We start from the raw sequence: 25991 nt of genomic DNA on the forward strand, positions 1-25991 counted from the left end.
GTTTGAGAGTTATAAAAATGCAGTGTTGTAGTTTTAGTTAAAACAAAAAAAAGACTGCCAATCCTGACAGTCTTTTATAAATATTTAAATTTTAATCTTTAAAGTAGATATTACATATGCAATGCTCTTTTTCCTGTAGCATCCAAAGCTGCTTCTTTAATAGCTTCTGCATAAGTTGGGTGTGCGTGAGAACTTCTTGCAATATCTTCTGCACTTGCACGGAATTCCATTGCGATTACGCCTTCTGCGATCAAATCGGCAGCTCTTGCTCCGATCATATGGAAACCAAGAACCTCATCAGTTTTTTCGTCTGCAATGATTTTCACCAAACCATCAACATCACCACTTGCACGGCTTCTACCTAAAGCTCTCATTGGGAAAGTTCCGATTTTGTAAGCAACACCTTCTTCTTTCAGTTGCTCTTCAGTTTTACCAACTCCGGCAACTTCCGGCCAAGTGTAAACAACGCCGGGAATTAAGTTATAATTGATGTGAGGCTTTTGTCCGGCCAAAGTTTCAGCAACAAAAACTCCCTCTTCTTCAGCCTTGTGAGCCAACATTGCTCCTTTGATCACATCACCAATTGCATAAATGTTTGCAACATTGGTCTGCAAATGGTCGTTGGTTTTTACTCTTCCTCTTTCATCTAATTCAACACCAGCTTTTTCCAAACCAAGTCCGTCAGTGAAAGGTCTTCTACCTACAGAAACCAAACAGTAATCTCCTTCTATGGTTACTTCTTCTCCTTTTTTATCTTTTGCAGTCACTTTTACAGAATCTCCATTTCTTTCGACTGCAGAAACAGCTGTAGAAAGCATAAATTTCATTCCTTGTTTTTTAAGAACTTTAGTCAATTCCTTGCTTAAAGCTCCATCCATTGTAGGAATTATTTTATCCATAAATTCAACTACAGTTACCTGAGCGCCTAATCTTAGGTAAACCGAGCCTAATTCAAGACCGATTACTCCACCGCCAATCACTACCATGTGCTTAGGAATTTCTTTTAAATTCAAAGCTTCAGTAGAAGTAATTACTCTTTCTTTATCTAAAGTGATAAACGGCAAAGAGGAAGGTTTAGAACCTGTAGCGATAATTGTATATTTAGAATCGATTGTTTCAACAGAACCGTCGTTTTTTGTCACTTTAATCTGAGTTGCAGATTCAAAACTTCCAAGGCCTTCAAAAACGGTAATTTTGTTTTTGTCCATCAAAAAGTTGATTCCTTTTGTAGTCTGATCTACCACTTCATTTTTTCTCGCAATCATTCTTGCGATATCAGCCTGTGGCTCATTAATGATAATTCCGTGGTTTTCAAAATTATGTTTTGCGTTTTCGAAATGTTCAGAACTGTCTAGAAGTGCTTTTGAGGGAATACATCCAACGTTAAGACAAGTTCCGCCTAAAGTTGAATATTTTTCAATAATTGCTGTTTTGAAACCTAATTGCGCAGCGCGAATTGCAGCTACATAACCTCCAGGACCAGAACCTATTACGGTAACATCGAATTGACTCATTGTATTATTATGATTTATTATTATCTAGTATAAAGTATTACAAATTTACTGATTTATTGCCACGCTGCAAAGTGAGATTTGTCAAGTTTAATGAAGAAAAATAAGTAATTACAGATCTACATTCAGTTTTCCTTGTCCAAAAGATCCGGCACTTTCAAAATAAGAACCTCCGAAAATATACCAGTCAAGATTTTCCAAGTATTCGACTGCATTTTCAGGTTTCATTCCTGCGACTTCTTTTTTTGCGATAATCCCTTTGTACCACCTTCCGGATTTTGTAAAACTTTCAAATTCCACAAGATATTTTAGCCAGATTCTCTGACAAAGTTTGCATTGCAAAATACTTACATCAGCATATCTTCCGTTGGTTTCATCGATCCCAACCTCTGACGTTCTATAATCCGTATGGTGCAGTTCCGGTTTTTCGCAGATACATCCCAACTTTTGGATTTTATTCATGAAAATTTTGTTTTAAAATTATTGCTGGTCAAATGTAATAAAATATCAAAATTTAAATACTTCATATGTTTTATTTTTTCATCAAATCAAGCAAAACCTTCTCATAATTATCCAAAATTATATCTTTTGAAAATCTAGATTTTATGGAATTAATAATCCACTCTTTATCGTAATTCTGCTGCAAAATAGATCTTATTTTTTGTGCAAAACCTTCATGATTATCAATATTTCCGATTTCTCCGTTGATGTCATTCTGAATGATTTCGTTAATTCCACCCGGACAGTTGTTGGCCAAAGAGTACGTACCACAAGCTCCAGCTTCCAATAAAACATTGGGAAAACCTTCATATCTCGACGAAAGAATAAATAAATCGGCAAATTTTAAAAACTGATAAGGATTTTCCTGTCTTCCGTGGAAGACTACATTTTTTAAACCTAGAAAATCTTTCATCTGATGAAGAATTTCACGGTCTTTACCGTCACCCAAAATATGCAGAATTATTTTTTCATTTTTAAGCCTTGCAAAAACTTTCAGCAGATTGTCAAAACCTTTTCTGGCAGACAGATTCCCAATCGCCACTACGTTTTTATAATTGTATTTGAAACTGTCTGGTTTTTGAGAAAACGAAAGTTTTTCATTAATAAAATCAAAGTCAACAGGATTATTTATTTTAATGATTTTTGAACGGTTTATTTTAAAATTATTTACGAGATCATTCATCATATCATCACTTTGAGCAATGATCTGCTGATAATTATTGTAGAAATTATAGAAAAACTTAATCTCCTTTTTAGTCACATGTTCTGAAACTACATTGGTTTCTCTAGCAATAAACTTAACCTTGGGAAAAAGCTTGATAAATAAAGATAAATATGCATTTACTTCACCAAATCCCGAGAAAACGATATCCGGTTTTCTACGGTAAATCTCTTTTAAAATGGGTTTTAAAGAATGTCTGATTCTTTCTGTACCAATATCGATAATTTCGACATCACTTTTAAGAAAATCCAGATAACCTCCCTGTTTTCGCAAAAGCAAAATCTTAGGCTCAAAACGATCTCTGGAAAGATGATTTGCAATGGTGGTGACGATTCTTTCTGCACCTCCGGTTTCGAGATCCGGCAGAATAAATATGACAGAAATTTTTTTCATGAGTATAAAAAATGCTAAAGTTTTCCTTTAGCAATAGTAAATATTTTTATTTATTTCCTTGTAAAAACCATTCAATTAAAAAATTAAAGACATAAAATATCATAATATAACAACCCAATAAAAATAGAGCGAAATACAGTGCATATTTTATATATTTCTTCATACTTTAATTCGCGACATCACTGATGAATTTAATTCTCAGCATTCGCACTTCATCATCAGAGAGTTCATCACCAAACTCATCCAGCAGAACTTTCATGCTGTCGCTTTCAGATTCCGTCATAAATTCCATGAAATCATCTACGATATCTTCATCAAAATTTTCTTCAATGTAATAATCGATATTAAGTTTTGTTCCCTGATAAACAATTCGTTCCATTTCCTTCAACAAATCGTTCATTGACAGGTTTTTTGCTCTTGCTATATCTTCAAGATCAATCTTTTTATCTGTACTTTGAATAATAAAAACTTTATGGCTTGATTTATTCGCAACGTTTTTCAGAACCATGTCCTGAGTACGCTCGATATTGTTGTCTTCGACATATTGAGAAATAAAATCAGCAAATTCCTTACCGTATTTTTTAGCTTTTCCTTCACCGACACCGTAGATCTTTGCAATTTCTTCAAGAGTAATCGGATATTGAACAGTCATGTCTTCCAAACTTGGATCCATGAAAACCGTATAAGGCGGAATGCCATGTTTTTTGGCAACTTTTTTTCTTAATTCTTTTAATAGTCCAAATAAATTCTGGTCTAGACCTCCTGCTGCCTGCATCTGTACCTGATCACTGTCTGCTTTTGTCTGAGAGAGATCAAATTCGCGGTCTTCAGCTATCAGAAAAGATTCTTTATGCTTCCCATCAATTACCTGATGGCCTTTTGGTGAAATCTTCAGTACACCATAGGTTTCAATATCTTTCTGCAGAAAATTCTGAACAGTTGCCTGTCTTAAAATTGTTTTCCAGTAATTATCTTTTTCATCTTTTCCGAAACCAAAAAATGAGGTTTGCTCTAATTTGTAAGATTTCGTAACCGCATTTTCTTTTCCAACGATTACCGAGATAAGATCTTTAGATTTAAACTTTTCGCTGGTTACATTAATTAGTTCCAAAACTTTTTCTAAATCTTTAGTCGCATCTTTTAATTTTGGAGGATTCGAGGCATTATCGCACATATTCGCGCCTTCACCAGTAACCGGATCGAAAGTTTCACCGAAATAATACAAAATATATTGCCTTCTACTCATTGAAGTTTCGGCATATCCTACGACCTCATTTAAAAGCTGTAACCCGATTTCTCTTTCGGAAACAGGCTTTTGAGCTAAGAATTTTTCTAATTTTTCAATATCTTTCGGATCGTAGAACGCAAGACAATGACCTTCTCCGCCATCTCTTCCTGCACGACCTGTTTCCTGATAATAGCTTTCCAGAGATTTTGGGAAATCATAATGAATCACGAAACGCACATCAGGCTTATCGATTCCCATCCCAAATGCAATCGTTGCTACTATGACATCAGCTTCTTCCATCAGAAACTTATCCTGATTGGTCACTCTAACTTTTTGATCAAGACCTGCATGATATGGAAGTGCGTTTACACCATTAACTTGCAAAAGCTGAGCAAATTCCTCTACTTTTCTTCGGCTTAAACAGTAAACAATTCCAGATTTACCTTTATGTTTATTAATAAATTTTACAATCTCTTTATCGACATTCACTTTCGGGCGAACTTCATAAAATAAATTAGCTCTGTTAAAACTTTCTTTAAATACCAAAGCATCCGTCATTCCCAACGTTTTCTGAATATCGTCCTGAACCTTTGGCGTTGCTGTAGCTGTAAGTGCAATCACCGGAACATCGGCAATTTTATCTATGATTGATTTTAAATTTCTGTATTCCGGTCTGAAATCGTGTCCCCATTCTGAAATACAGTGCGCTTCATCAATCGCAACAAATGATATCTTTACATCCCTAAAAAATTCAAGGTAATCTTCTTTAATCAGAGACTCTGGGGCAACGTATAAAAGTTTTGTTTTTCCGCTTTTTATATCGTCAAAAACCTGTTTGGTCTGGGTTTTGTTGAGAGAAGAATTGAGAACGTGGGCTACTCCATTTTCAGACGACAATCCGTTGACGGCGTCTACCTGATTTTTCATTAAAGCGATCAATGGAGAAACTACAATTGCAGTTCCTTCAGAAATTAGTGCAGGAAGCTGGTAACACAAAGATTTACCACCTCCTGTAGGCATTAAGACAAAAATGTCTTTTCCTTGCAGCAATTCTTCAATAATAAGTTCCTGCTGACCTTTGAAAGTAGAAAAACCGAAGTATTTCTTTAACTCGCCTGATAAATTGGCTTTTTTTGCGCTCATCTAAATTTGTATTGCTAAATTTGCATCTAACCCAAAGTTATAACTTTTTTACTGAAAATAAAAGTAAAACCGATTTATAAAAATAAGACATGCATCATTCACTCTTAAATTATGCAGTTTCTCTTGGGAATATTTTTAGACAGAAATCATATCCAAAAAATGGACACATCAAACATTATTTCAATCGCCAAGAGCACTTTAGCTATAGAAATTGCAGAATTAGAAAAGTTGAAAAACAGAATAGATCATGATTTTGTGAAGGCAGTAGAAATCATCAATTCAGCACAGGGAAAATTAATTGTTGTAGGCATAGGAAAATCTGCTCATGTCGGAAATAAAATCGTTGCTACTTTAAATTCTACCGGAACTCCGTCGCAGTTTCTGCATGCTTCAGAAGCTATTCATGGTGATTTGGGCGTAATTCAAAAACAAGATGTAGTGTTATGCATATCCAATTCCGGAAATTCTCCTGAAATTATCAATCTGGTCACTTATTTAAAAGATTACTCTTCTGCATTAATAGGAATGACCGGAAACCGAAAAAGCAAACTAGCAGAATATTCTGATGTCATTCTTGATACCCGAGTCGATCTGGAAGCTTGTCCGAATAAACTTGCGCCTACAAGTTCTACAACGTTACAAATGGCGTTGGGAGATGCTTTGGCAATATGTTTAATGGAACTGAATGATTTTAAAGAGCATGATTTCGCGAAATTTCATCCTGGCGGAAGTTTGGGTAAAAATCTTACGGCAAGAGTTGAACAGTTTGTTTCCTCTAAAAAGCCTATGGTTTCAGAAGAATCTTCGATTAGAGATGTCATTATCTCAATCAGCTCATCAAGTCACGGAATTACCGTTGTTACCAGCGGAGAAAAAATTACCGGAGTTATTACCGACGGAGATTTGCGTAGAATGCTCATGAATGGCGACGATATTTCTAAAGTTTTGGCAAAAGATATTATGTCCGAAAATCCTAAAACCATCGAGAAAAATGCTCTGGCAAAAGAAGCGATGAAAATTATTAAAGATAATAATATCGGGCAGCTTATTGTTGTTGACAATGGTAATTATTTTGGAATAATTGATATTCATAAGCTTTTGGACGAAGGCATTAATTAATTGGGGTTGAAATTTAGGTTACATTAAAAATTAGGCTGATTGGATAAACAATCTTTATAAACGTTAATTTTAAACATTCGAGCCATAACTTCCTGTTTCCGTAATTGAACTCCCGCTTTTTTTCCTAAATTTGACAACATTAAAAAAAATTCTGTGAGTGAAGGTAAAGACATGTCCTTTTTTGGGCATATTGGAGAACTGAGAGGTCATCTTATCCGTTCTATTATTGCTATTATTGTTGCAGCTGTAGTTGTTGGATTCAACATCAACTGGATTATGGATCATGTTTTCTTCGGACCAACCAGAAATGATTTTCCAACTTTTAAAATCGTCAATCATTTTTCGAGAATGGTTTTGGGTGAAGATAGTATTGAGCTTCCCAAAGAATTTCCGGTGCGTGTACAAAGACTTTATCAGCAGTTTAATGTAATGATGGCCGTTTCTATTTTCGGCGGTCTGGTGATAGGTTTTCCATACATCGTTTGGGAACTATGGCGATTTATAAGTCCGGCTTTACATCCCAACGAGAGAAAAAATTCAATATTCATCATCAATTCTGTTTGGGTTCTCTTTATGTGCGGCGTTTTGTGCGGATATTATCTGATCTTACCCTTCGCAGTAAATTTTGGGGTGATTTTTAAAATTTCCGATATTATAATTCCGCTTTACGATTTGAGCGATTATACTACTTTATTTTTACAGGTCGTTATAGGAATGGGTGTCGTTTTTCTTTTTCCTGTATTGATCTATTTTCTTACCAGTATCGGTATTCTGAATCCTGCTTTTATGAAAAAATACAGAAGACACGCAATCGTTTTAATAATGGTTGTCGCTGCAATAATCACTCCGGCTGATGTTTTGAGTATGATGATGGCAGCATTGCCACTGCTATTTTTATACGAATTCAGTATTTTAATGTGCGGATATACCTACAGAAAAGTACAGAAAAGAGAAGCAAAACTTCCTGCTGTAAGATAAATTTAACAAGAGAAAAATTTATATGTAAATAAACCAATAGTTTATCGGATTAAACCCTGATAAACTATTTTTTTTAATTTAACTTTCAATAATTACTGAAAGTTCAAAAATATTTGTCTACATTTGTTTAGAAATAAATACAATTATAATGAAGAATTTTTTAACCTATTTTATTGCAACGGTATGGCTTATCAACGGTCTATTTTGTAAAGTTCTAAATCTGGTTCCTCGTCATCAGGAAATCGTTTCGAGAATTTTAGGTGAAGATTATTCAAGAATAGCAACAGTTCTTATTGGGGTTTCAGAAATAATTATGTTTTTCTGGATCATATCTGGATTTAAATCTAAACTCAATGCAGTAGTACAAATATTCGTGATTGCAATTATGAACACTCTCGAATTCATTTTGGTTCCAGATCTACTTCTTTGGGGACATTATAATTCGTTGTTTGCTTTCATATTCATTATTTTGATTTATTTTAATGAATTTAAATTAAAACTAAAAACACAAAAACAATAATGATTAATTTTTTAAAGAATCATCCGTTTCCTGTAGAAGCTTTTTTTGAAAGTTCACTGGTTTTCACGTTTGCAGTTCCGAAAGAAGAATTACAGAATCTCATTCCAGAATGTCTCGAACTGGATACTTTTCAAGATCAATGGGCTTTCGTTGCTGTAGCAATGGTTCAGACAAAAGATCTTCGACCGAAAGGTTTTCCAAAACTTATGGGAAATGATTTCTTCCTGATTGGCTATCGTGTTTTTGTGAAATATACCAACAACGCAGGAAAAAGATTACGAGGTTTGTACATTTTAAAATCTGAAACCGACAAAAAGAAGATGGAATTCTTAGGAAATATTTTTACCCATTACAATTATACGACAACCGATATTCAGCAATCGGAACATGAAAATGTAAAAGAAATTTATTCAATTCATTCAAAATTTAATGTAAGGCTAAGTAACAACGAAGAAATTATTTCGCTTCCGGAAAATTCCCCTTTTGCAACATGGAAAGAAGCGAGAAGATTTGCCGGACCTTTACCTTTTACTTTTACCTTTAATAAAAAAGCAAAGGAAGTTTTGATTATCGAAGGTGTAAGACAAAACTGGGTTCCCGAACCTGTAAAAGTTTTGGATTATCATTTTGATTTTTTGGACCAATTAAACCTGAAAAACCCCATTTTGGCAAACGCATTTATCATTAAAAATATTCCATATCATTGGAAAAAAGGAAAAATAGAATCATGGAAATAAACAGAAGAAAATTTCAGGGTGTGCTGAATATTTTAAGCTTCAACCGACATTTTTATTTTTTTGGAATCGGGATTTTAGCTTTAATGATCATCAGTCACCAAATCTTTCACTGGTCAGATTTTTTGTTTTGGATCATCATTATTTCATTTTTGTACGGTTTAATTATGCCTTTAATCGTTTCGGCATATGTTTACGATTTCTCAGGATATTATGATTTTAAATGGTTGAAAAATTGCGCAATTAATGATTCAGAGGTTAAGCAAATCCTTAATATCAATGCAGGTTTTGACGAAACCAGTTTTATCATTAAAAAGAATTTTCCTAACGCCGATCTGAAGGTTTTTGATTTTTATGATGCGGAAAGACACACTGAACCGGCTATTATCAGAGCGAGAAAAGTGAGTATGGTTTATCCAGACACGCAACAAATGAAATCAAATTTAATAGTAAGCGATGATCATTCTGGTGATCTCATATTTCTTTTGTCGGCGGTTCACGAGATCAGATCAAACGATGAAAAAATTCAGTTTTTAAAAGAATGTTACCGCGTTTGCAAACCAAATGGAAAGGTAATTATGGTGGAACATCTCCGAGATTTTCCGAATTTTTTAGCTTTTTCTGTGGGATTTACTCATTTCTTTTCGAAAAGAATCTGGAGAAATGCTTTCAAAAATTCGGGTTTTACAACATTTGAAGAAGTTAAGTTTACACCATTCATGTCTATTTTTATCTGCACACCTTAAAATTTTTCACAATGCATATTCATTTCGTTATCATTGTAATTCTCTTCATTATTTTAGCTTTGATTCATATTATTTTTCCTAAATATTTTGATTGGGAAAACGAATTTAAATCTTTAAGCCTTATTAATCGTCAGATTATGAAAGTTCACACCATTTTTATAGCTTTCACGGTTCTTTTGATGGGTCTGCTTCTTATCACATCTTCAAATGAATTGCTTGAAACCAATCTTGGTAAAAAGATAATCTTCGGATTGGCAATTTTCTGGACATTCAGACTGATCATTCAGTTTTTCGGTTATTCAGCAAAACTGTGGAAAGGCAAATTGTTTGAAACTACCGTTCATATTACTTTTTCTCTTCTTTGGTTCTACATTAGTTTTGTATTCTGGATCGCATATATTGACTATTAAATTAAGATTATTAGAATTTAATTTATATTTTTGAAATCATCAAATTTCACATTGTATGAAAAAGATTTCACTATCTGTTTTATTAATTTCAGGATTGACTTTCGGTCAGTTTTTTGAGCAAAATAAAACTTTCACAAACCAAGACACTTTAAAAGGTTCTGACACAGAATTCCGAAATTTTTGGGATGTTAAAAAGTATGAATTATCTGTAGAACCCAATTTTTCTCAGAAAAGCATTAAAGGAAACAATAAAATCAGTTTTGAAATCATAAAAGACGTCACAAATCCTGTCTTTCAAATCGATCTTCAAATGCCGATGAAAGCGGATAAAATTGAATGCAGTTTCCCGACTAAAAATGATTTTAAAAGAGATGGCGACTTCATTTTCGTCACAGCCAATAAAAAATTCAAAAAAGGAGAAAAATATACCATTGACGTAACGTACTCTGGCAATCCTGTAATTGCCAAAAGAGCTCCGTGGGACGGCGGCTGGGTTTTTACTAAAGATGAAAAGGGAAATCCCTGGATGAGTGTTGCCGATGAAGGTATCGGCGCTTCCATCTGGCTTCCTACAAAGGACATCTGGAGCGACGAGCCAGAGAACGGAATCGTTATGAAAATCATCACTCCGTCAGATCTTGTGGGAATCGGTAACGGAAGACTGACAGACAAAAAAACCGAAAACGGAAAAAACATTTTTACCTGGGAAGTTAAAAATCCTATTAACGCCTACTCTATTATTCCGAACATCGGTAAATATGTAAATTTTAAAGATTCTTACGACGGCGAAAAAGGTAAACTTGATCTCGATTATTGGGTACTCGATTATAATTTAGATAAAGCAAAAAAACAGTTTCAGCAGGTAAAACCTATGTTGAAAGCCTTCGAATATTGGTTCGGGCCCTATCCTTTCTATGAAGACTCTTACAAACTGGTAGATTCACCCTATTTAGGAATGGAACATCAAAGCAATGTGGCTTATGGAAATGGTTACCAAAACGGATATCTGGGAAATGATCTTTCGGGAACCGGTGTTGGTTTAAATTGGGATTATATCATCGTTCACGAAAGTGGTCATGAATGGTTTGCCAATAATATTACTGCAAAAGACCAGGCAGATATGTGGATTCATGAGAGTTTTACAATGTATTCTGAAGTACTTTTTACTGAAAATTACATGGATAAAAAATCCGCTAACATTTATGCTCAGGGAATTCAGAATAATATTGCGAATGATATTCCGATCATCGGAAAGTATGGCGTAAGAAATGAAGGAAGCGGCGATATGTATCCGAAAGGTGCTAGCATGCTTCACACAATGCGACAGATTTTGAATAACGACGAGAAATTCAGACAGATTTTAAGAGGCCTGAATAAAGATTTTTATCATCAAACGGTAACGACCGAACAAATTGAAAAGTACATTTCTCAGAAGTCCGGAATTGATTTTTCGAGTATTTTTAATCAATATTTAAGAACAACAAAAGTTCCTGTTTTAGAATATTCTCAAAATGGAACTGAACTGAAATATCGTTTTACCAACGTGGTAAAAAATCTGAATCTTCCCGTGAGATTTGGCGATCAGATGATTTCTCCTACTGAAAATTGGCAAAAAATTACACTTAAAAACAGCCAGCCAGTTGAGTTTAATAAGAATTACTATTTGAGATATAAGAAAGTATCGTGATAATTTAAACTAAAAAATGATGTATAAATGTTTTTTAATATTCTCAATTTTATCCTTTAACATTTCAGCCGGTCAAGAACTAAAGACTGTAAATATTTTTGAAAATCAATATAATAAAATCACTTATAAATTATTTCAAGATAAACTTGATTTTTTTTCTTTAAATAATATTGAGAATTCTAATTCAGAAAATATCATTAGATTTTGGAATACATCTAACTGCATACAACTCGAAAAATCAAAAAACTTCATAAGTGGTAAAATAATTTTTGTTATTCAAAATTCTGATAATAAATTAGAGTTTTTAAGAAAAGAAATTTCATTAAGTGAAAATCAGATAAATGAAATTTTAAAAATCATAGCTGATTATAAATTAGATCAACTACCTACTGAAGAAAACATAAAAAAATGGAAAACTGGTTTTGATGGACACTTGTATGAGATCGAATTATTAATAAATAAAAAATATCAATTTAAATCCTATTGGACTCCAGAGATTCAAGATAATCCTGAAGGAAAATTATTAGTGAATTTAAAAAACAATATAGAAAAAATTGTAAATATTAGTAATCTTTTTAAAGAATTTATTTCAGAAAATAAATTTCCATGCTATAAATACTATGGCACATCATATTCAATTTGTACTATTTATACAAAAAAGGAAACAAGAAGATTAAAAAGAAATGCAAGGAAGATGAAATAGTGATTTTCTAAAATTAAAATTGCTTGAATTCAGATTCATCTGTAACAAAACCAATTTTCCGTCAACTACTTATCTATAATTAAATCTAATGAAAAAAACAGCATTTAGCTTAGGAATTCTTGCAGCAGCTTTCGTTAACGCGCAGTCGATCAAAACAAATATCGACCTTGTCAACGTAAAAGACGATAAAGTTGCCGTAACGATGGAATTTCCGAAAATGAAATCGGGAGATGTGAAATTTCACTTCCCAAAAACCGTTCCCGGAACTTATTCTGTGGATGATTACGGACGGTTCATCGAAGGAATCAAGTTTTTAGATAATAAAGGAAAAGAATTGGCTTTCACAAAAGTTGGAGACAATACTTATACGCTTAAAAATGCACAGGCTTTAAATAAAGTTACTTATTTTGTAAATGACAGTTTTGATGAAGAAGGTGACGCTACAAAGCATAAAGCGGTATTTTCACCATCAGGAACCGATATTGAGCAAGGTAAAATTTATATGGTCAATACTCACGGATTTGTTGGGTACATTGATAATATGCAGGATGTCCCGTATCAGTTGATTATTCAGAAACCGGCTGATTTCTACGGCACAACAGCATTGGTTGATCAGGACAAATCTGAAGCTACTGATACTTTTATTTTGGCAAATTATGCTAAACTTACAGATTCTCCATTGATGTATTCAAAACCTGATTTCATCACATTTAATGCTGGTGGAATGGACTTGGTTTTAGGCGTTTATTCACCGACAGGAAAATATAAAGCAGCAGATTTTAAAGAAAACCTTGAAAAAATGGTTTTAGCTCAAAAGAAATTTTTGGGAGACATGAATACCAACAAAAAATATGCGATCATGCTTTATCTTGCAGGAACAGAAGGTCCTCAAATAAAAGGTTTTGGTGCATTGGAGCATCACGAATCTACAAGCGTAGTTTTGCACGAAATGATGCCTAAAGAAGCGATCGATGAAGCCATTGTAGACGTGGTTTCTCACGAGTTTTTCCATACAGTGAATCCTTTGAAAACGCATTCGGAAGAAATTCATTATTTTGATTATGCAGATCCTAAAATGTCTCAGCATCTTTGGATGTATGAAGGTGGAACTGAATATTTTGCTAATTTATTTCAGATTCAGGAAGGTTTGATCACCAAAGATCAGTTTCTTCAAAGAATAAGTGACAAAATTAAAAATTCAAAAAGCTACAACGATACAATGCCTTTTACGGTAATGAGTAAAAATGTTTTGCTTGATGAATACAAAGATCAGTACAGAAATGTTTATGAAAAGGGAACACTTTTGACGATGTGTCTTGACATTGAATTGAGAAAATTGTCGAATGGTGAAATGGGTTATCGTGATATGATCAGAAAATTATCACAGAGATTTGGTGAAAACAAACCTTTCAAAGATGATAAACTGATTGACGAATTGGTAACCGTAACAGGTTATCCTCAAGTAAAAGATTTTTATAATAAATATATTGCAGGAAGTCAACCGACACCTTACGCAGAATATTTGGCACAAGTAGGTGTAGAAATCAACAAACAGGAAACTCCACCAATTTTTTGGTTTGTAAAAGACCCGAACCAAACAGGTTATAACGATAAAAACAACACATTTGTGTTTGACGAGCATTCTGCTTTATCTCCGTTTGCAAAAAGTATCGGATTCAAAATCACTGACGAAATTGTGGCTTTGGACGGAAAAACAATTAATATTCAAAATATTCAGGAATTTATTAATTATTCTAAAACGATCAAAGACGGACAAAATGTTACCGTAACGATTCTCAGAAAAAATGGTGATAAATCTGATAAGATAGAGCTTAAAGGAAAAGCTGTTTTAGACAAAATGACGATGGAAACATTACAGTTTAAAGCAAATCCGACACCGGCTGAAAAGAAACTTCAAGACCAATGGTTAACCGGTAAAAAATAAAGCAAAAAAAAGCGGAGAAAATTTCTCCGCTTTTTTTATTATAAATTTCTTAAATCTTATTTATATAAATCCGGTTCTATGGGATTATTATTCTTTTTAAATCCTTCTTTCGCCTTCTTCTCCATTTCTCTGAAAACCTGATTCGGATCTGAAATTTCTTTTCCGTTTGCTGATGTTGTTTTGAAAACCACTCTGTTTGTTTCGGTATTCTTCATCATCATTTCACGCATATTTTTCGTCGGATCATTTACATAAGATTTCCAGGCTTTTTTAAATTGGTTTTTATTGATTTCAATATCTTTTCCACCCATTCCGTAGATTTGTACTCCTTGCGGAAGTTCCGTTTCTTTTTCAGCAGCTATTGCAATCATTTTATTTCCCACCAAAGTCATCGAATGCGACCCTGTTTTATCTTCAATTTTCACAATTAAACCCGGAAGTCCGTAGAATTTATAAGGCCCGTCCTGAAATGGCAGATCAGTAGAAAACCAAGCAGTCCATTCTCTTCCGCCAAAATTTGTTGTAGCTTTCTGAGTATTGTATGCTCCTATTTTCTGCTTATTCTGAAGAATTTTCCATTCTGGTTTTTGATCTTCTTCAATTTTATAACTGTCGCTGGAAATTCTTGTAAAAAGATATGTTTTAAAGTCCGGATATTGCTTTCTTACTTTATAAGAGATCTGTCCCGGCTTTTCTCTTCTATTGATATTGATGTTATTCGGACTTAGTTTCAACTGTTTTTCAAGATCTGCTTTTGATGTAGAATCTGATACAAATTTATCCTGACTGTAATAATTTGATCCGTTTTTATCGATATCTAAAAGCATTATTTCCTTTTTAATATCTGCTTTATCTGTAGAATCTGAAATAAATTTATATTCGTAAAAGAAACGATTGCTTTGCGAGAATATTAATATCGCAGAAAGTAAGAAGCTTAGACTTAAAATCTTTTTCATTATGCTATATTTTAATTAATTCTATTCTGTTATTATCTTTTTTAAATCCTGCTTTTATGCGTTCTTCCTGCTCTTTCATTTGATTTGCCGTACCGTCTTTCATGATCATCGTTACGCCACCCATCTGCATTTGTCTACGGCCTTTCGTTGGGTCGTTCTCAAAGTCTTTCAACAATTTTTCATATTGCTTCTGATTAACGTTAATTTGTTTTTCACCAAAAATATCTGATGGAATATTAGCGATCGTTTTTACAGCCTGCAAATTGAAAACATGAGATTTTGTAACATCTTCGATTTTCACAATAAGCCCGGGAAGACCATGGAATTTATACGGACCATCCTGAATGGGGATTTCAGAAGCAAACCAAGCAATCCATTTTCTTCCGCCAAATTCTGTTTCGGCTTTCTGTGTGTTCCACTCCCCGATTTTCTGTTTTTTAGATTTTATCTTCCAATTAATTTTTCGGTCATCAGAAACTTTGTACTGGTCGCCAAGAATTTGATTATGCAAAAAAACTTTGTAATCAGGATAATCTTTTGATATAGAATATCTTACCAGGCCTTTTCGCATGTCAGATCTTACGTTCATCATTCCGGTTGTGGCCAGCTGTTTTTCAAGATCAACTCTCATGATTGAATCTGAATGATAAACGGTATAACTGTAAAATTTCGACTGTGACGGCGAAGTATCCAGAATCATCATCTCAGATTTTACATCTGCAATATTGGTAGAATCAGGAATAAATTGATACTCGTAAGTAAAACGCTTATTCTGTGCGCTGAAAAATGTAGTGATAAATGATAAGCTGAAAATGATAATGTATTTCATACTGTTTTTATTTTGTGGAAAATTCTACTTTATCAAGTTTTGAAAAACCTTTATCACCGTACGGCGTTCTGTACATTTTTACAGATTTGAAAGGAGCTTTTGCTACTTTAATATCTTTATATGAAACTTCATCTTCAAAACTCTTCATATATTTTTTAAGCTCTTCTTTTGTAAATTCTTTTCCATCAATAAAAAATCTTCCATCAGTTATAGACATCATCATTACACTAGATTTTACTGGTGCTTTACTTTTATCAACTTTTGACAACGATTGGTCTTTGTTTTTTAAATAAGAACCAATTTCATCAAACTTGAAAACGATTATATCTTCTTTTCTGCCTTCAAACTCTTTTTCTGATTTAATACGTAGCCTTTCTGAATCTTCTCTTAGTTTCGATATTTCAGCTTGAGTAAGTGGATTTTTATCATAATCTCTTCCTTTTTTAAAATTTATGCTTTCTTTTTCCATCACGTCAGCGGCTTCCTGTGCAGACTTTCTAGCTTTTGCCGCTTCCAAAACTGATTGTCGCAGGTTCTCGCTTTCTTCATCAGAAGAAACCATTCTTGTCATAAACAAAAACATATCGTTGCCCACATTATTTTCCTTCATTAGCTTGTTTCTTACAGAACTGGAGAACTTATCATTGTTTCTTGCCGCACTGTAAATCATCACTTTTATACGTTCATTTTTAGGCGAAGAATGACTGAAAATATAATTGGGAGTTTCTCTATTTTTTTTAAGAAAATCTTGATATTCAGATTTACTTACCTTCTTCCCTTCTACCAAAAAAATATCAACTTCTTCCGCATCACTTAAAAATTTCTCCAAAGGATCTCCGTTGATTTTTGCAATCTTTATATTTGAAATGGCAGCAGCAGTTGAAGTTTCTGAACTGATTGGTGTAATAGTATCTCTTGATGCGAGTTTTTTACCCGTTACAGATTTTTCAACAATTACTTTAGTGTTATTATTGAAACTTTCAGCCTCCAATGTTTTTATAATTTTTTCAGCATCTGTGTTCACTTTTTCTATTTCCTTGTTTTTCGCATTTACCATGTACGCAAAGGCAACAGTAAATAAAACCGGTAATGCTAAAATTCTACGCAAATACCCGAACTTTGTATGTGGTTTTTGAATCATTTTAAGTCTTTTTTTTATGTTTGAACTAAGAAACGGACTGGTAATCGAAACTTGATTTCCCGGAAAATGACTGGCCAAAAGCATCTGCGCAAACGCTTTGGTATCCGAATGTCGTACCGCTTTTTTATCTGCTAAATATTCGTGAATTAAATAAATTTCTTTTTTAAGTAAATGAAAAAACGGATTGAACCAAAAAACAGCATTCACGATTTCGATGAAAACTTTGTCATAAGAATGTTTCTGCTCAATATGAACCATTTCATGTTTCAAAATCTGTTTTCCGATGTCCGAATTGATCGCTATCGTATTTTTCCAAAACAGATTTTTAAAATAAGAAAAAGGCGCTTCTGAAAGATTGGTCTGGTAAAAATTGATTCCCTCAATCTTTTCTCTTTTAAATTGAGCTTTGAATTTATGAATTTTAAAGATTCCAAAGAAGAATTTTAATAGTAAAAAAATTGTGATTCCTAAAATCCCATAGTTGAAAAATTTAAGATAATTAATTCCGTCATTTGTGTTTTTGTAATCCGTGAAAGTTTGAAATTTATTGATTAAAATAAATACTTTATCGCTAAATTCTATCGTGAAATATTCAACTTTTAACAAAGGCAAAATAAAGGAAATAGCCATTATTGAAAGAAGATAAAATCTGTTGTAATGATGGAATGTTTTGTCTTTCAGGGCAATCTGATAGTACAAAAACATGACACCGGAACCGATTACTACTTGTAAGAAATATAAAAACAGAGCTTCCATGATGATCAGTTTTTGAATTTATTTTAAATGACAAGTCTTACACAATTATTGTTTTGAATTTTCTTTCTTTGTATTTATAATTATTTCTCCCTTTGCTTTACCGTTAACCTTGCTTTTAACAACATTCATATCTTTAATATTCTTTGCATCAAATGCAGCTAAATCTTCACGTGAAACAACTTTTCCATCAATGGTTACTTTCATGTCTTCTTCGAAAGCATCTTTACCATTTATATAAAACTTATTTACCCCGGAATTAGAATTTTCGGTACCATCGGTGATTACCCTCGAATTTTGAGTTTTTACAATTTTATTATTGACGGTATTCTCAGAATCCACATATTTTGAAATAACGGTATAGTCAGCTTTTGGAGCAGCATGTGCATCAACCGATATCATCCAAGGATTATTTTGGGCTTTTGCTCTCACAATTTCTGCTTGCTTTCTCGAAATCTCAGCTTGTTTTTTTGACAGTTCAGCTTTTTCCTTTGATAATTTCTCTAGTCGTCTCTGATCCTTTTGAGATAAATGCGAATACTTTATTTCCCTGTAAGTTGAAACGCCTGTATATCCACGAGTAATGGGGGGTGTTATAGGAGTTGGCGGTCTTTTGAAATTATTATCAGCATAAACTTTTTCACCCTGCAATACCTCAGTTAATCTGTTATCAAGTTCTTTCTTTAAATTCCTGTATCCTTCACCTTCATGATTGGTCATATCAACTGTTGCATTTCTATTCTCATTCAGTCTCAGAGTGTAGTTTTTACCTTCGGGTGAGGTTGTTCTAAATTCTAAATCATTAAAAATAATTTCACTATCCTTTTCATTAAGATTTCTATAAACGATCTTATCCATCTCACCGGAAAGCTGTTTTAATTCTTTAGCCTTCAACTCAAATTCATAGCTTTTATCGCCTTTTTCTTTAGCAATTTTCTTTAGTTCAGCAGCTTTTTCTTTTGATTTTTCGCTTAACGTTTTCAGCTTTTCAGACTGAATCTTTAATTGTTCGTTAGCTTTAGAAATATTAACTTCCTGTCTCTCTACGATCTGATCGATACTACTTTTAGGAGAAATGGTATCTTTTTTAATCTCAGAAACTGCTTTTTCTATTTCAATATTGGTTTCTGCAATTTCTTTGTTTTTCGCGTTCACCATGTAAGCGAAAGCAACTGTAAATAACACCGGTAATGCAAAAATTCTACGCGCATAACCGAATTTGGTTTGTGGTTTTTGTAACATTTTAAGTCTTTTTTTAAGGTTTGAACTTAGAAACGGACTGGTCGCTGGCAACTCTTTTCCGGAAAAGTGGCTCGCTAATAGCATCTGCGCAAATGCTTTGGTGTCCGATTTTTTGACGGCTTTTTTATCAGCCAGATATTCGTGAATTAAGCTTATTTCTTTTTTGATGATATGAAAAAACGGATTGAACCAGAAAATCGAGGTAATAATCTCCATTAAAATCTTATCGTAAGAGTGTTTCTGTTCGATGTGAACCATTTCGTGCTTCAAAATCTGCTTTCCGATGTCCGAATTGATGACGATTGTATTCTTCCAAAACAGATTTTTAAAATATGAAAACGGAGCTTCTGAAAGGTTAGTCTGGTAGAAATTGACGCCTTCAAAAGTTTCTTTCTGAAACTGATTTTTAAACTGAGCAATTTTTAGAATGCCATAAAGTAATTTCCCTAAAAAATAGAGAGACACCAATCCCAGAGCTGAAAAAATAATTCTAAAATAAATGTTATCATGGTCTGTAGAGTTATTTGAATTAAAATTTTGCAACTTATTAAGAAGCACATAAAGATCGTTGCTCACCTCAATTGTAAAATCTTCTACTTTCACCAGCGGCAGTAAAATCGAGATCAACATGGCCGACAAAAGATAAAATCTGTTATAATGATGAAACGTCTTGTCTTTCAAAGACAACTGATAATACAAAAACATTACACCCGAACAGATGATTACTTTTCCAAAATATAAAATCAGTGTTTCCATGTTAATCCTTGTTTTTTAGTTCATTTAAAAGCATTTCAAGATCTTCAACAGTCATTTCGTTTTTTTCAACTAAAAATGAAACGGCACTTTTGTATGATCCTTTGAAATAATTTTTCACCAGACTTTTCATGGTCTTACCAGAATATTGCTCTTTAGAAACAAGAGGAAAATATTCGTGCTGCCTTCCGTAAACGTTATAATCTACAAATTCTTTATCCTTTAAAACTTTCAGAATCGTAGAAACGGTATTGGTATGAGGTTTCGGCTCCGGGAAAAGATCCAGAACATCTTTTAGAAAACCTTTTTCGATTTTCCATAAATACTGCATGATCTGCTCCTCCGCTTTTGTTAAGTTCTGAATTTTCATAAAATCATTTTTAAGATTCTAATTGGTAGCATTTATCAAATATCACTATCAAATTAGTTATACAAATGTAGAAATAAAATTCATCCCGACAACTATTTTTTTAGTGATAAACGCAAATTAGATATATGTAACTGATAATCAGAAAGATATTTTTAACCCAAATATATTGAATTACTAACAAACTAACTTTTATGTGTAATCGATTGTTACTAAAAATCATGTTTAAATTGTAAATTCTTAAAACTTGTTAATATTTATTAAATAAAATTAAAATCTACTTGCTTAAACTGAGAAAATATATTTATTTTAGTGCTTTAAAAATTTCTCATGAAAAGATATAATCTACTTACTGTTTTATTATTGTTTATTTTTAGCCTTACATCAGCGCAGGTTTCTTCAGTTTTCGGTTCTGTGACCGAAGCAAAATCAAAAATAGAAGCCACAGTTCCGGTTGTAGTGGAACATTTAAAAAAGATCAGTGAAAAGCAAGGTGATGCAACAGTTTTAACAAACGGAAAAGCAGCCTTAAAAAATGAATACAACAAAGTTTCTCAGGAATTCGAGCTATACAAAGGAAATATGGCAAGCTGTATTTTGGGAAAATCAAAAAAAGCGACAAAGTGTATGAACTATCATACACAATTCTTCAGAAATACTTTGGGAATCTACGAAAACTACATCAATTACATTACTAAAAAGAACGGTTATCTTGGTGTATCTGATGACAGTATCAAACTTGATTTTAAACCAACAGAGCTCGCTACGAAAATTGATAAAGATTTTCAAGGTGCAGCAGGAGCGGTAAAGAAAATGAAAGGAAACAGCAAATCTAGCTACTTCGATCATCTGAAGTCAGAAGATATGAAACTTCAGAACTTTGATACTTTGGCAAACTAAAAAAAAATATCCCGCTTCATGAAGCGGGATATTTTTTTCTTATAATTAACTTACAATATATTCTGATATCAAAGGCTGATCTTTAGTGTTGTCCCAAAATAGCTTCCAGTCTTCTGTAACGTCCATATCTATCTTCTGATCTTTCATTTCTGCCACGTAACGCACCTTAAAATTAACTGCAAACCAATCTTTACCTTCTTTCGTAATTTTTACATCACTAATATGATGTTTGGTGTTTGACAACATATTATTTTTCGATTCGGTAAACCAATTTGAGAAAGCTGCATGACCCATAAAAAGATCATTTCCAGGAAATTTCATCTTCACATCTTCAGATAAATATTGAGTGAAAAAGCTATTATCATCTAATTGATCAAAATGCTCAAACCATTTGTTCATAAAAGATCTTATCTTTTCTAAATTATTTTCTCGTAAATTTTCCATTTTTATATGTGTAATAATATTTAATTCTTTCGATTCGAATTTCAAACTCTTTCCTTTTAACCGCATAAGTAGAAAAGACAATAAATTTCATTATCTTAATTTAATTTCTCTTTTTATAGACTAATAAGATTTGCATATTCTTGTGAACTTTGGTAGCACATTTCATTCCAATAATGAATTCAAAAATAAAAGCACAAAAAAAGGAGAACTACTTTCGTAATTCTCCTGTTGGTAGCGGGAACCGGACTCGAACCGATGACCTTCGGGTTATGAGCCCGACGAGCTACCTACTGCTCCATCCCGCGGTGAATTTTTAGAGTGCTTACCGAAAGCACTGATCTTAGTAGCGGGAACCGGACTCGAACCGATGACCTTCGGGTTATGAGCCCGACGAGCTACCTACTGCTCCATCCCGCGGTGTATTTTTAGAGTGCTTACCGACAGCACTGATCTTAGTAGCGGGAACCGGACTCGAACCGATGACCTCCGGGTTATGAGCCCGACGAGCTACCTACTGCTCTATCCCGCGATATTGGATTGCAAATATACGAATTAATTTTAAAAATGCAAGTTTTTCCTGCAAATAAAGCAGTTCCCGAAAATAATTTAAATATTTGTACCTTTGTTTATGGCAAAAATTTTAAGAATATATCCCGACAATCCGCAGGAAAACCTTATCAATGAGGTCATTAAAACCTTAAATAATGGCGGGTTGATTATTTATCCTTCTGATACCGTTTACGCATTGGGCTGTAATATTTTTGATATTAAAGCCATGGAAAAACTGGCGCAGATCAAAAAACTGAAGTTAGATAAAGCTAAATTTTCTATCATCTGTAACGATCTCAGTCATCTTTCGGATTTTACTAGACCGGTAGACACTTCTGTTTTCAGATTTTTAAAGAGTCATCTTCCTGGTCCGTTTACGTTTATTCTTGAAGCTAACAAAAGTTTACCGTTAGCTTATAAAAATCATAAAACTATCGGGATTCGTGTTCCGGATCATTCTATTCCTCAATTGATCGTAGAAAAGCTGGGTCATCCTATTGCGTCAACATCCATCAAAGATGACGATGAAATTATCGAATATTCTACAGATCCTGAATTGATTGCTGAGAAATACGATCATCTGGTAGATATCGTGATAGATTCCGGTTATGGAGACAACGTAGCTTCTACTATAGTTGATCTTACATCTGGTGAGCCGGAAATAATCAGACAGGGAAAAGGGGAAATTTAGAAGAGTTTATGATGAGTCTTAACGGGAAATATTCTATTGGCATTCTACTTACGTTTGTATTACTTGCCTTTTCAATGCTTTATTCGATTCCTTTGATCAATTATTTTTTTCATTTTAAAACCATTACTGCTGATCTTTTCTTTTATAACAGACTTTCGATCTGGTTTGTATTGATACTTATCGTTGTCTACAATTTATCTTTTGAGAACAGGTCATTCTTCGTTTGGGCAGACAAAAAATATTCTTTAGGATTTTATTTTGCAGCAGTATTTGCTCTTTACCTAATATGCGTGGTCGGGGGCACTGTTCTTAATGGAATCATCATGCTCATCACTCATGAAAAAATAAGTGACAAGCTGGTGCAGCTCAGTTCGATTTTTAAAAACAATTACTTTCTGATTATTTTCACGTGTCTTACTGCGGGAGTTACCGAAGAATTATTAATGCGCGCTTACATTCAGCCAAGAATTGAAAAAATTTATAACAGTCCATCTTTGGGAATTATTGTCTCTTCATTACTGTTTGGGATCTTACACAGTACTTACGGAACAATCGGTCAGGTTGTTGTACCATTCTTCATAGGAATCGTTTTTTCATTATTTTATAAAAAATATTCCAACATTAAAATTTTAATTATCTGTCATTTCATGTTTGATTTTATTTCTGTAATGCTGATGAATACGATTGATCTTAAACAATTATCTGCCTTTTAAATTATGAAAATCATTACGTCACCTGCAAAATTAATGAATACGGAATTCTCGACAGATCTGTTAAGAAGTACCACTCCGAAATTCATTGATGATTCAGAATTTATCCATTCATTTTTAAAACCTAAATCTCCAAAATATCTTTCCGAGCTGATGGAAATTTCCTCAAAACTCGCAGATGAAAACTGGGACAGAAATCAGAAATGGAAACCAAAACCCACAGCAACAGATTCTGCTCCTGCAATGTATGCATTTACCGGAGAAGTCTACAGAGGTCTGGATGCTAAAACTTTAGATAAAAAAGCAGTCGATTATTTACAGAAAAATTACAGAATACTTTCGGGATTATACGGTTTGCTGAAACCATCCGATAAAGTGATGCTTTACCGACTGGAAATGGGAAGACCATTTGAGTTTGATGAGTACAAAAATTTATATTCTTTCTGGACGGAAAAAGTGACAGAACATCTCAATTCTGAGATGAAAAAAAATGAACTCCTTCTCAATCTCGCAAGCAACGAATACTTTAAAGTAATAGATCGGAAGAAACTTAATCATAAAATCATTGATTTTGAATTTTACGAATTGCGTGAAGGAAGCCTGAAAACCATCGTTGTTTATACAAAACATGCGAGAGGTTTGGTGGTAAGATTTTGTGCTGAAACACAGGCTAAGACATTGAATGACGTAAAAGCTTTCAACTATGAAGGCTACAGAATTGATGAAGAAAAATCGACAGATATTAAATTGGTTTTTACAAGATAAATGACAATTTCAGAATTTAAAAGACATTTTAAAAAAGAACTTTCAGATTTGTATACAGATTCTGAAACCGACTTTTTATATTCAATTTTTGCTGAAAAGTTGTTAGATTTAAATCAGATTCAACTTAGAATGATGTCTGAAAATGATTTATCAGATGAAGACGAAAGTAAATTTCAAGAAATAATTTCAGAATTAAAAACAGGAAAGCCATATCAACATATTTTAGGTGAAACCGAGTTCTACGGAATGACTTTTTTTGTGAATGAAAATGTATTGATTCCACGTCCGGAAACTGAAGAATTGCTGGAAATTGCAATTAGTAAAATTCAAAATTCAGATTTAAATTCTAAAGGTTTAAAGATTTTAGACATTGGTACCGGAAGCGGCGTAATTCCTTTAGTTTTAAAGAAATACTTTCCAAATTCTGAAATTTCATCCATTGATTTTTCAGAAAAAGCATTGGAAGTTGCAAAAAGAAATGCCGAATTTCATCAGCTTGACGTCAAATTCATTCATTCAGATTATCTGAATTTAGATCTGACCGAAAACTATGATATTATCATTTCAAACCCACCATACATCGGGATTGAAGAAGAAGTAGAAATCAAAGATTCTGTAAAAGGATTTGAGCCTAATATGGCATTATTTTCACCAACTTCAGATGCATTAATTTTTTATAGAAAGATCGCCAAAGATGCCGAAAAATATTTAAACAAAAACGGACTATTGTTTTTGGAAATTAATCAGAAATTGGGTCAGGAAACTTTAGAATTGTATGAAAACACTTTTTCGAAAGCTGAATTGATAAAAGATTTATCCGAAAATGACCGTTTTATTTTTGCCATTAAGTAAATTGTTCTATTAAAAAAATCTTCAAAAAAATCGGTTATTTCTAACCGATTTTTTTCTTTATAAATATTTCGTACGATAAATAGAGAAGTGGCAATGCCATAATTCCTATAAACATAGAATTTTCTATGGCCGCTTCAGGCTGAGTAGCAATTGCATAAACCAATCCGAAAAACGCTCCACCTAAGTGTGCAGCGTGTCCTAAATTATCCCATTGTTTAGGATTTAGCATCATATAGACTGAGTATCCAAAATATAAAAGTCCAAAAACAAAACCAGGAATTGGAATTGGGATAAAAAACATATATAGACTCATCTTAGGAGCCATCGCAATTGCCGCGAATAGCACCCCAGAAACACCACCACTTGCTCCGATTGCCGAGTACCACGGTTGTTTTTGATAAATAAACAGAGAGAAGATGTTGCCTAAAAGTATGGAACCTATATATATAATAATAAATCCTGCCGCACCAAATCCCTCCAAAATAACCGGTCCGAAGAAATATAAAGTCATCATATTAAACAACAGGTGCATCATATCTGCATGTAAAACCCCTGCAGAAAGCAATCTTATATATTCCTTTTTGTTCAGAATTGCGCCTACATTGAATTTATACTGTTCAAAAATACTCTGGTTGTTAAAAGCTATAAAGCTGATAATTGCGGTTATTGCTATGATTAATATTAATATACTCATATTTTA

The 25991-nt window shown here is 33.2% G+C and carries 25 protein-coding genes and 3 tRNA genes; 14 read left to right on the plus strand and 14 right to left on the minus strand.

The window, feature by feature from the left end:
* Positions 1 to 110: 110 nt before the first annotated feature.
* The 4 genes from lpdA to recQ all read right to left on the minus strand — a co-directional run bounded on the left by lpdA (position 111) and on the right by recQ (position 5497).
* A complete protein-coding gene (gene lpdA, locus PGH12_RS04395) occupies positions 111 to 1514 on the minus strand; it encodes a dihydrolipoyl dehydrogenase (protein WP_267599285.1) in 1404 nt (467 codons plus the stop codon).
* 108 nt (positions 1515 to 1622) lie between these two features.
* Complete coding sequence (locus PGH12_RS04400; RefSeq protein ID WP_267599286.1) at positions 1623 to 1973, minus strand: hypothetical protein; 351 nt, start codon at positions 1971 to 1973, stop codon at positions 1623 to 1625.
* A gap of 70 nt (positions 1974 to 2043) precedes the next feature.
* Complete coding sequence (locus tag PGH12_RS04405) at positions 2044 to 3126, minus strand: glycosyltransferase (RefSeq protein WP_267599287.1); 1083 nt, start codon at positions 3124 to 3126, stop codon at positions 2044 to 2046.
* A gap of 166 nt (positions 3127 to 3292) precedes the next feature.
* Positions 3293 to 5497: a DNA helicase RecQ gene (gene recQ / locus PGH12_RS04410; RefSeq protein ID WP_267599288.1), complete on the minus strand. Its 2205-nt coding sequence runs from the start codon at positions 5495 to 5497 to the stop codon at positions 3293 to 3295.
* A gap of 159 nt (positions 5498 to 5656) precedes the next feature.
* Between recQ and PGH12_RS04415 the strand changes: the two genes are divergently transcribed.
* The 9 genes from PGH12_RS04415 to PGH12_RS04455 all read left to right on the plus strand — a co-directional run bounded on the left by PGH12_RS04415 (position 5657) and on the right by PGH12_RS04455 (position 14339).
* A complete protein-coding gene (locus PGH12_RS04415; protein ID WP_267599289.1) occupies positions 5657 to 6616 on the plus strand; it encodes a KpsF/GutQ family sugar-phosphate isomerase in 960 nt (319 codons plus the stop codon).
* A gap of 153 nt (positions 6617 to 6769) precedes the next feature.
* Complete coding sequence (gene tatC, locus PGH12_RS04420) at positions 6770 to 7594, plus strand: twin-arginine translocase subunit TatC (protein ID WP_267599290.1); 825 nt, start codon at positions 6770 to 6772, stop codon at positions 7592 to 7594.
* A gap of 148 nt (positions 7595 to 7742) precedes the next feature.
* Positions 7743 to 8114, plus strand: a complete 372-nt coding sequence (locus PGH12_RS04425) for a DoxX-like family protein (RefSeq protein ID WP_267599291.1) — start codon at positions 7743 to 7745, stop codon at positions 8112 to 8114.
* Positions 8114 to 8851 carry a DUF2071 domain-containing protein gene (locus PGH12_RS04430; protein WP_267599292.1) on the plus strand — a complete coding sequence of 246 codons (738 nt, stop codon included), beginning with the start codon at positions 8114 to 8116 and terminating at the stop codon, positions 8849 to 8851. Before PGH12_RS04425 ends, PGH12_RS04430 begins: the two co-directional genes overlap by 1 nt.
* Positions 8842 to 9594, plus strand: coding sequence for a class I SAM-dependent methyltransferase (locus tag PGH12_RS04435; RefSeq protein ID WP_267599293.1), 753 nt, complete (start codon positions 8842 to 8844; stop codon positions 9592 to 9594). The genes PGH12_RS04430 and PGH12_RS04435 overlap by 10 nt, the downstream gene beginning before the upstream one ends.
* 11 nt (positions 9595 to 9605) lie before the next feature.
* Positions 9606 to 10004: a hypothetical protein gene (locus PGH12_RS04440; RefSeq protein WP_267599294.1), complete on the plus strand. Its 399-nt coding sequence runs from the start codon at positions 9606 to 9608 to the stop codon at positions 10002 to 10004.
* A 55-nt stretch (positions 10005 to 10059) separates the two neighbouring features.
* Positions 10060 to 11691, plus strand: a complete 1632-nt coding sequence (locus PGH12_RS04445) for a M1 family metallopeptidase (RefSeq protein ID WP_267599295.1) — start codon at positions 10060 to 10062, stop codon at positions 11689 to 11691.
* 16 nt (positions 11692 to 11707) lie between these two features.
* Positions 11708 to 12394, plus strand: a complete 687-nt coding sequence (locus PGH12_RS04450; RefSeq protein WP_267599296.1) for a hypothetical protein — start codon at positions 11708 to 11710, stop codon at positions 12392 to 12394.
* A gap of 88 nt (positions 12395 to 12482) precedes the next feature.
* The gene (locus PGH12_RS04455) at positions 12483 to 14339 is read left to right on the plus strand and encodes a M61 family metallopeptidase (RefSeq protein ID WP_267599297.1); all 1857 of its coding nucleotides are present in this window, start codon (positions 12483 to 12485) and stop codon (positions 14337 to 14339) included.
* Positions 14340 to 14395: 56 nt separating this feature from the next.
* Here the strand turns inward: PGH12_RS04455 and PGH12_RS04460 are convergent, their stop codons facing one another.
* Genes PGH12_RS04460 through PGH12_RS04480 form a run of 5 tightly spaced genes read right to left on the minus strand, consistent with a single transcriptional unit; the run spans position 14396 to position 20383 of the window.
* A complete protein-coding gene (locus tag PGH12_RS04460) occupies positions 14396 to 15295 on the minus strand; it encodes a GLPGLI family protein (RefSeq protein WP_267599298.1) in 900 nt (299 codons plus the stop codon).
* Positions 15296 to 15299: 4 nt separating this feature from the next.
* Positions 15300 to 16124 carry a GLPGLI family protein gene (locus PGH12_RS04465; RefSeq protein WP_267599299.1) on the minus strand — a complete coding sequence of 275 codons (825 nt, stop codon included), beginning with the start codon at positions 16122 to 16124 and terminating at the stop codon, positions 15300 to 15302.
* A 7-nt stretch (positions 16125 to 16131) separates the two neighbouring features.
* On the minus strand, positions 16132 to 18021 hold the full coding sequence (locus PGH12_RS04470; RefSeq protein ID WP_267599300.1) for a M56 family metallopeptidase: 1890 nt from the start codon (positions 18019 to 18021) through the stop codon (positions 16132 to 16134).
* 45 nt (positions 18022 to 18066) lie between these two features.
* Positions 18067 to 20016, minus strand: coding sequence for a M56 family metallopeptidase (locus tag PGH12_RS04475; protein ID WP_267599301.1), 1950 nt, complete (start codon positions 20014 to 20016; stop codon positions 18067 to 18069).
* 1 nt (position 20017) lies between these two features.
* Positions 20018 to 20383, minus strand: coding sequence for a BlaI/MecI/CopY family transcriptional regulator (locus tag PGH12_RS04480; protein ID WP_267599302.1), 366 nt, complete (start codon positions 20381 to 20383; stop codon positions 20018 to 20020).
* Between the two features lie 327 nt (positions 20384 to 20710).
* On the opposite strand from PGH12_RS04480, the gene PGH12_RS04485 reads away from it, so the two are divergent.
* Positions 20711 to 21280, plus strand: coding sequence for a hypothetical protein (locus tag PGH12_RS04485; protein ID WP_267599303.1), 570 nt, complete (start codon positions 20711 to 20713; stop codon positions 21278 to 21280).
* Between the two features lie 45 nt (positions 21281 to 21325).
* On the opposite strand, the gene PGH12_RS04490 is transcribed toward PGH12_RS04485, so the two are convergent.
* The 4 genes from PGH12_RS04490 to PGH12_RS04505 form a co-directional block, all read right to left on the minus strand.
* The gene (locus PGH12_RS04490; RefSeq protein WP_267599304.1) at positions 21326 to 21724 is read right to left on the minus strand and encodes a nuclear transport factor 2 family protein; all 399 of its coding nucleotides are present in this window, start codon (positions 21722 to 21724) and stop codon (positions 21326 to 21328) included.
* A gap of 229 nt (positions 21725 to 21953) precedes the next feature.
* A tRNA-Met gene (locus PGH12_RS04495) sits at positions 21954 to 22029 on the minus strand.
* Between the two features lie 39 nt (positions 22030 to 22068).
* Positions 22069 to 22141: transfer RNA gene (locus tag PGH12_RS04500), tRNA-Met, on the minus strand.
* Between the two features lie 39 nt (positions 22142 to 22180).
* Positions 22181 to 22253: transfer RNA gene (locus PGH12_RS04505), tRNA-Met, on the minus strand.
* Positions 22254 to 22352: 99 nt separating this feature from the next.
* On the opposite strand from PGH12_RS04505, the gene PGH12_RS04510 reads away from it, so the two are divergent.
* The 4 genes from PGH12_RS04510 to prmC are packed head-to-tail and all read left to right on the plus strand — an operon-like array spanning position 22353 to position 25291.
* A complete protein-coding gene (locus PGH12_RS04510; protein ID WP_267599305.1) occupies positions 22353 to 22964 on the plus strand; it encodes an L-threonylcarbamoyladenylate synthase in 612 nt (203 codons plus the stop codon).
* Between the two features lie 8 nt (positions 22965 to 22972).
* On the plus strand, positions 22973 to 23677 hold the full coding sequence (locus tag PGH12_RS04515; protein ID WP_267599306.1) for a CPBP family intramembrane glutamic endopeptidase: 705 nt from the start codon (positions 22973 to 22975) through the stop codon (positions 23675 to 23677).
* A 3-nt stretch (positions 23678 to 23680) separates the two neighbouring features.
* A complete protein-coding gene (gene yaaA / locus PGH12_RS04520; RefSeq protein ID WP_267599307.1) occupies positions 23681 to 24439 on the plus strand; it encodes a peroxide stress protein YaaA in 759 nt (252 codons plus the stop codon).
* Positions 24440 to 25291, plus strand: a complete 852-nt coding sequence (prmC, locus tag PGH12_RS04525; protein ID WP_267599308.1) for a peptide chain release factor N(5)-glutamine methyltransferase — start codon at positions 24440 to 24442, stop codon at positions 25289 to 25291.
* Between the two features lie 40 nt (positions 25292 to 25331).
* On the opposite strand, the gene PGH12_RS04530 is transcribed toward prmC, so the two are convergent.
* A complete protein-coding gene (locus PGH12_RS04530) occupies positions 25332 to 25985 on the minus strand; it encodes a rhomboid family intramembrane serine protease (RefSeq protein WP_267599309.1) in 654 nt (217 codons plus the stop codon).
* Positions 25986 to 25991 lie beyond the last annotated feature (6 nt).

Source organism: Chryseobacterium sp. CY350, from assembly GCF_027945075.1.
In the GTDB taxonomy this organism is placed as follows: Bacteria; Bacteroidota; Bacteroidia; order Flavobacteriales; family Weeksellaceae; genus Chryseobacterium.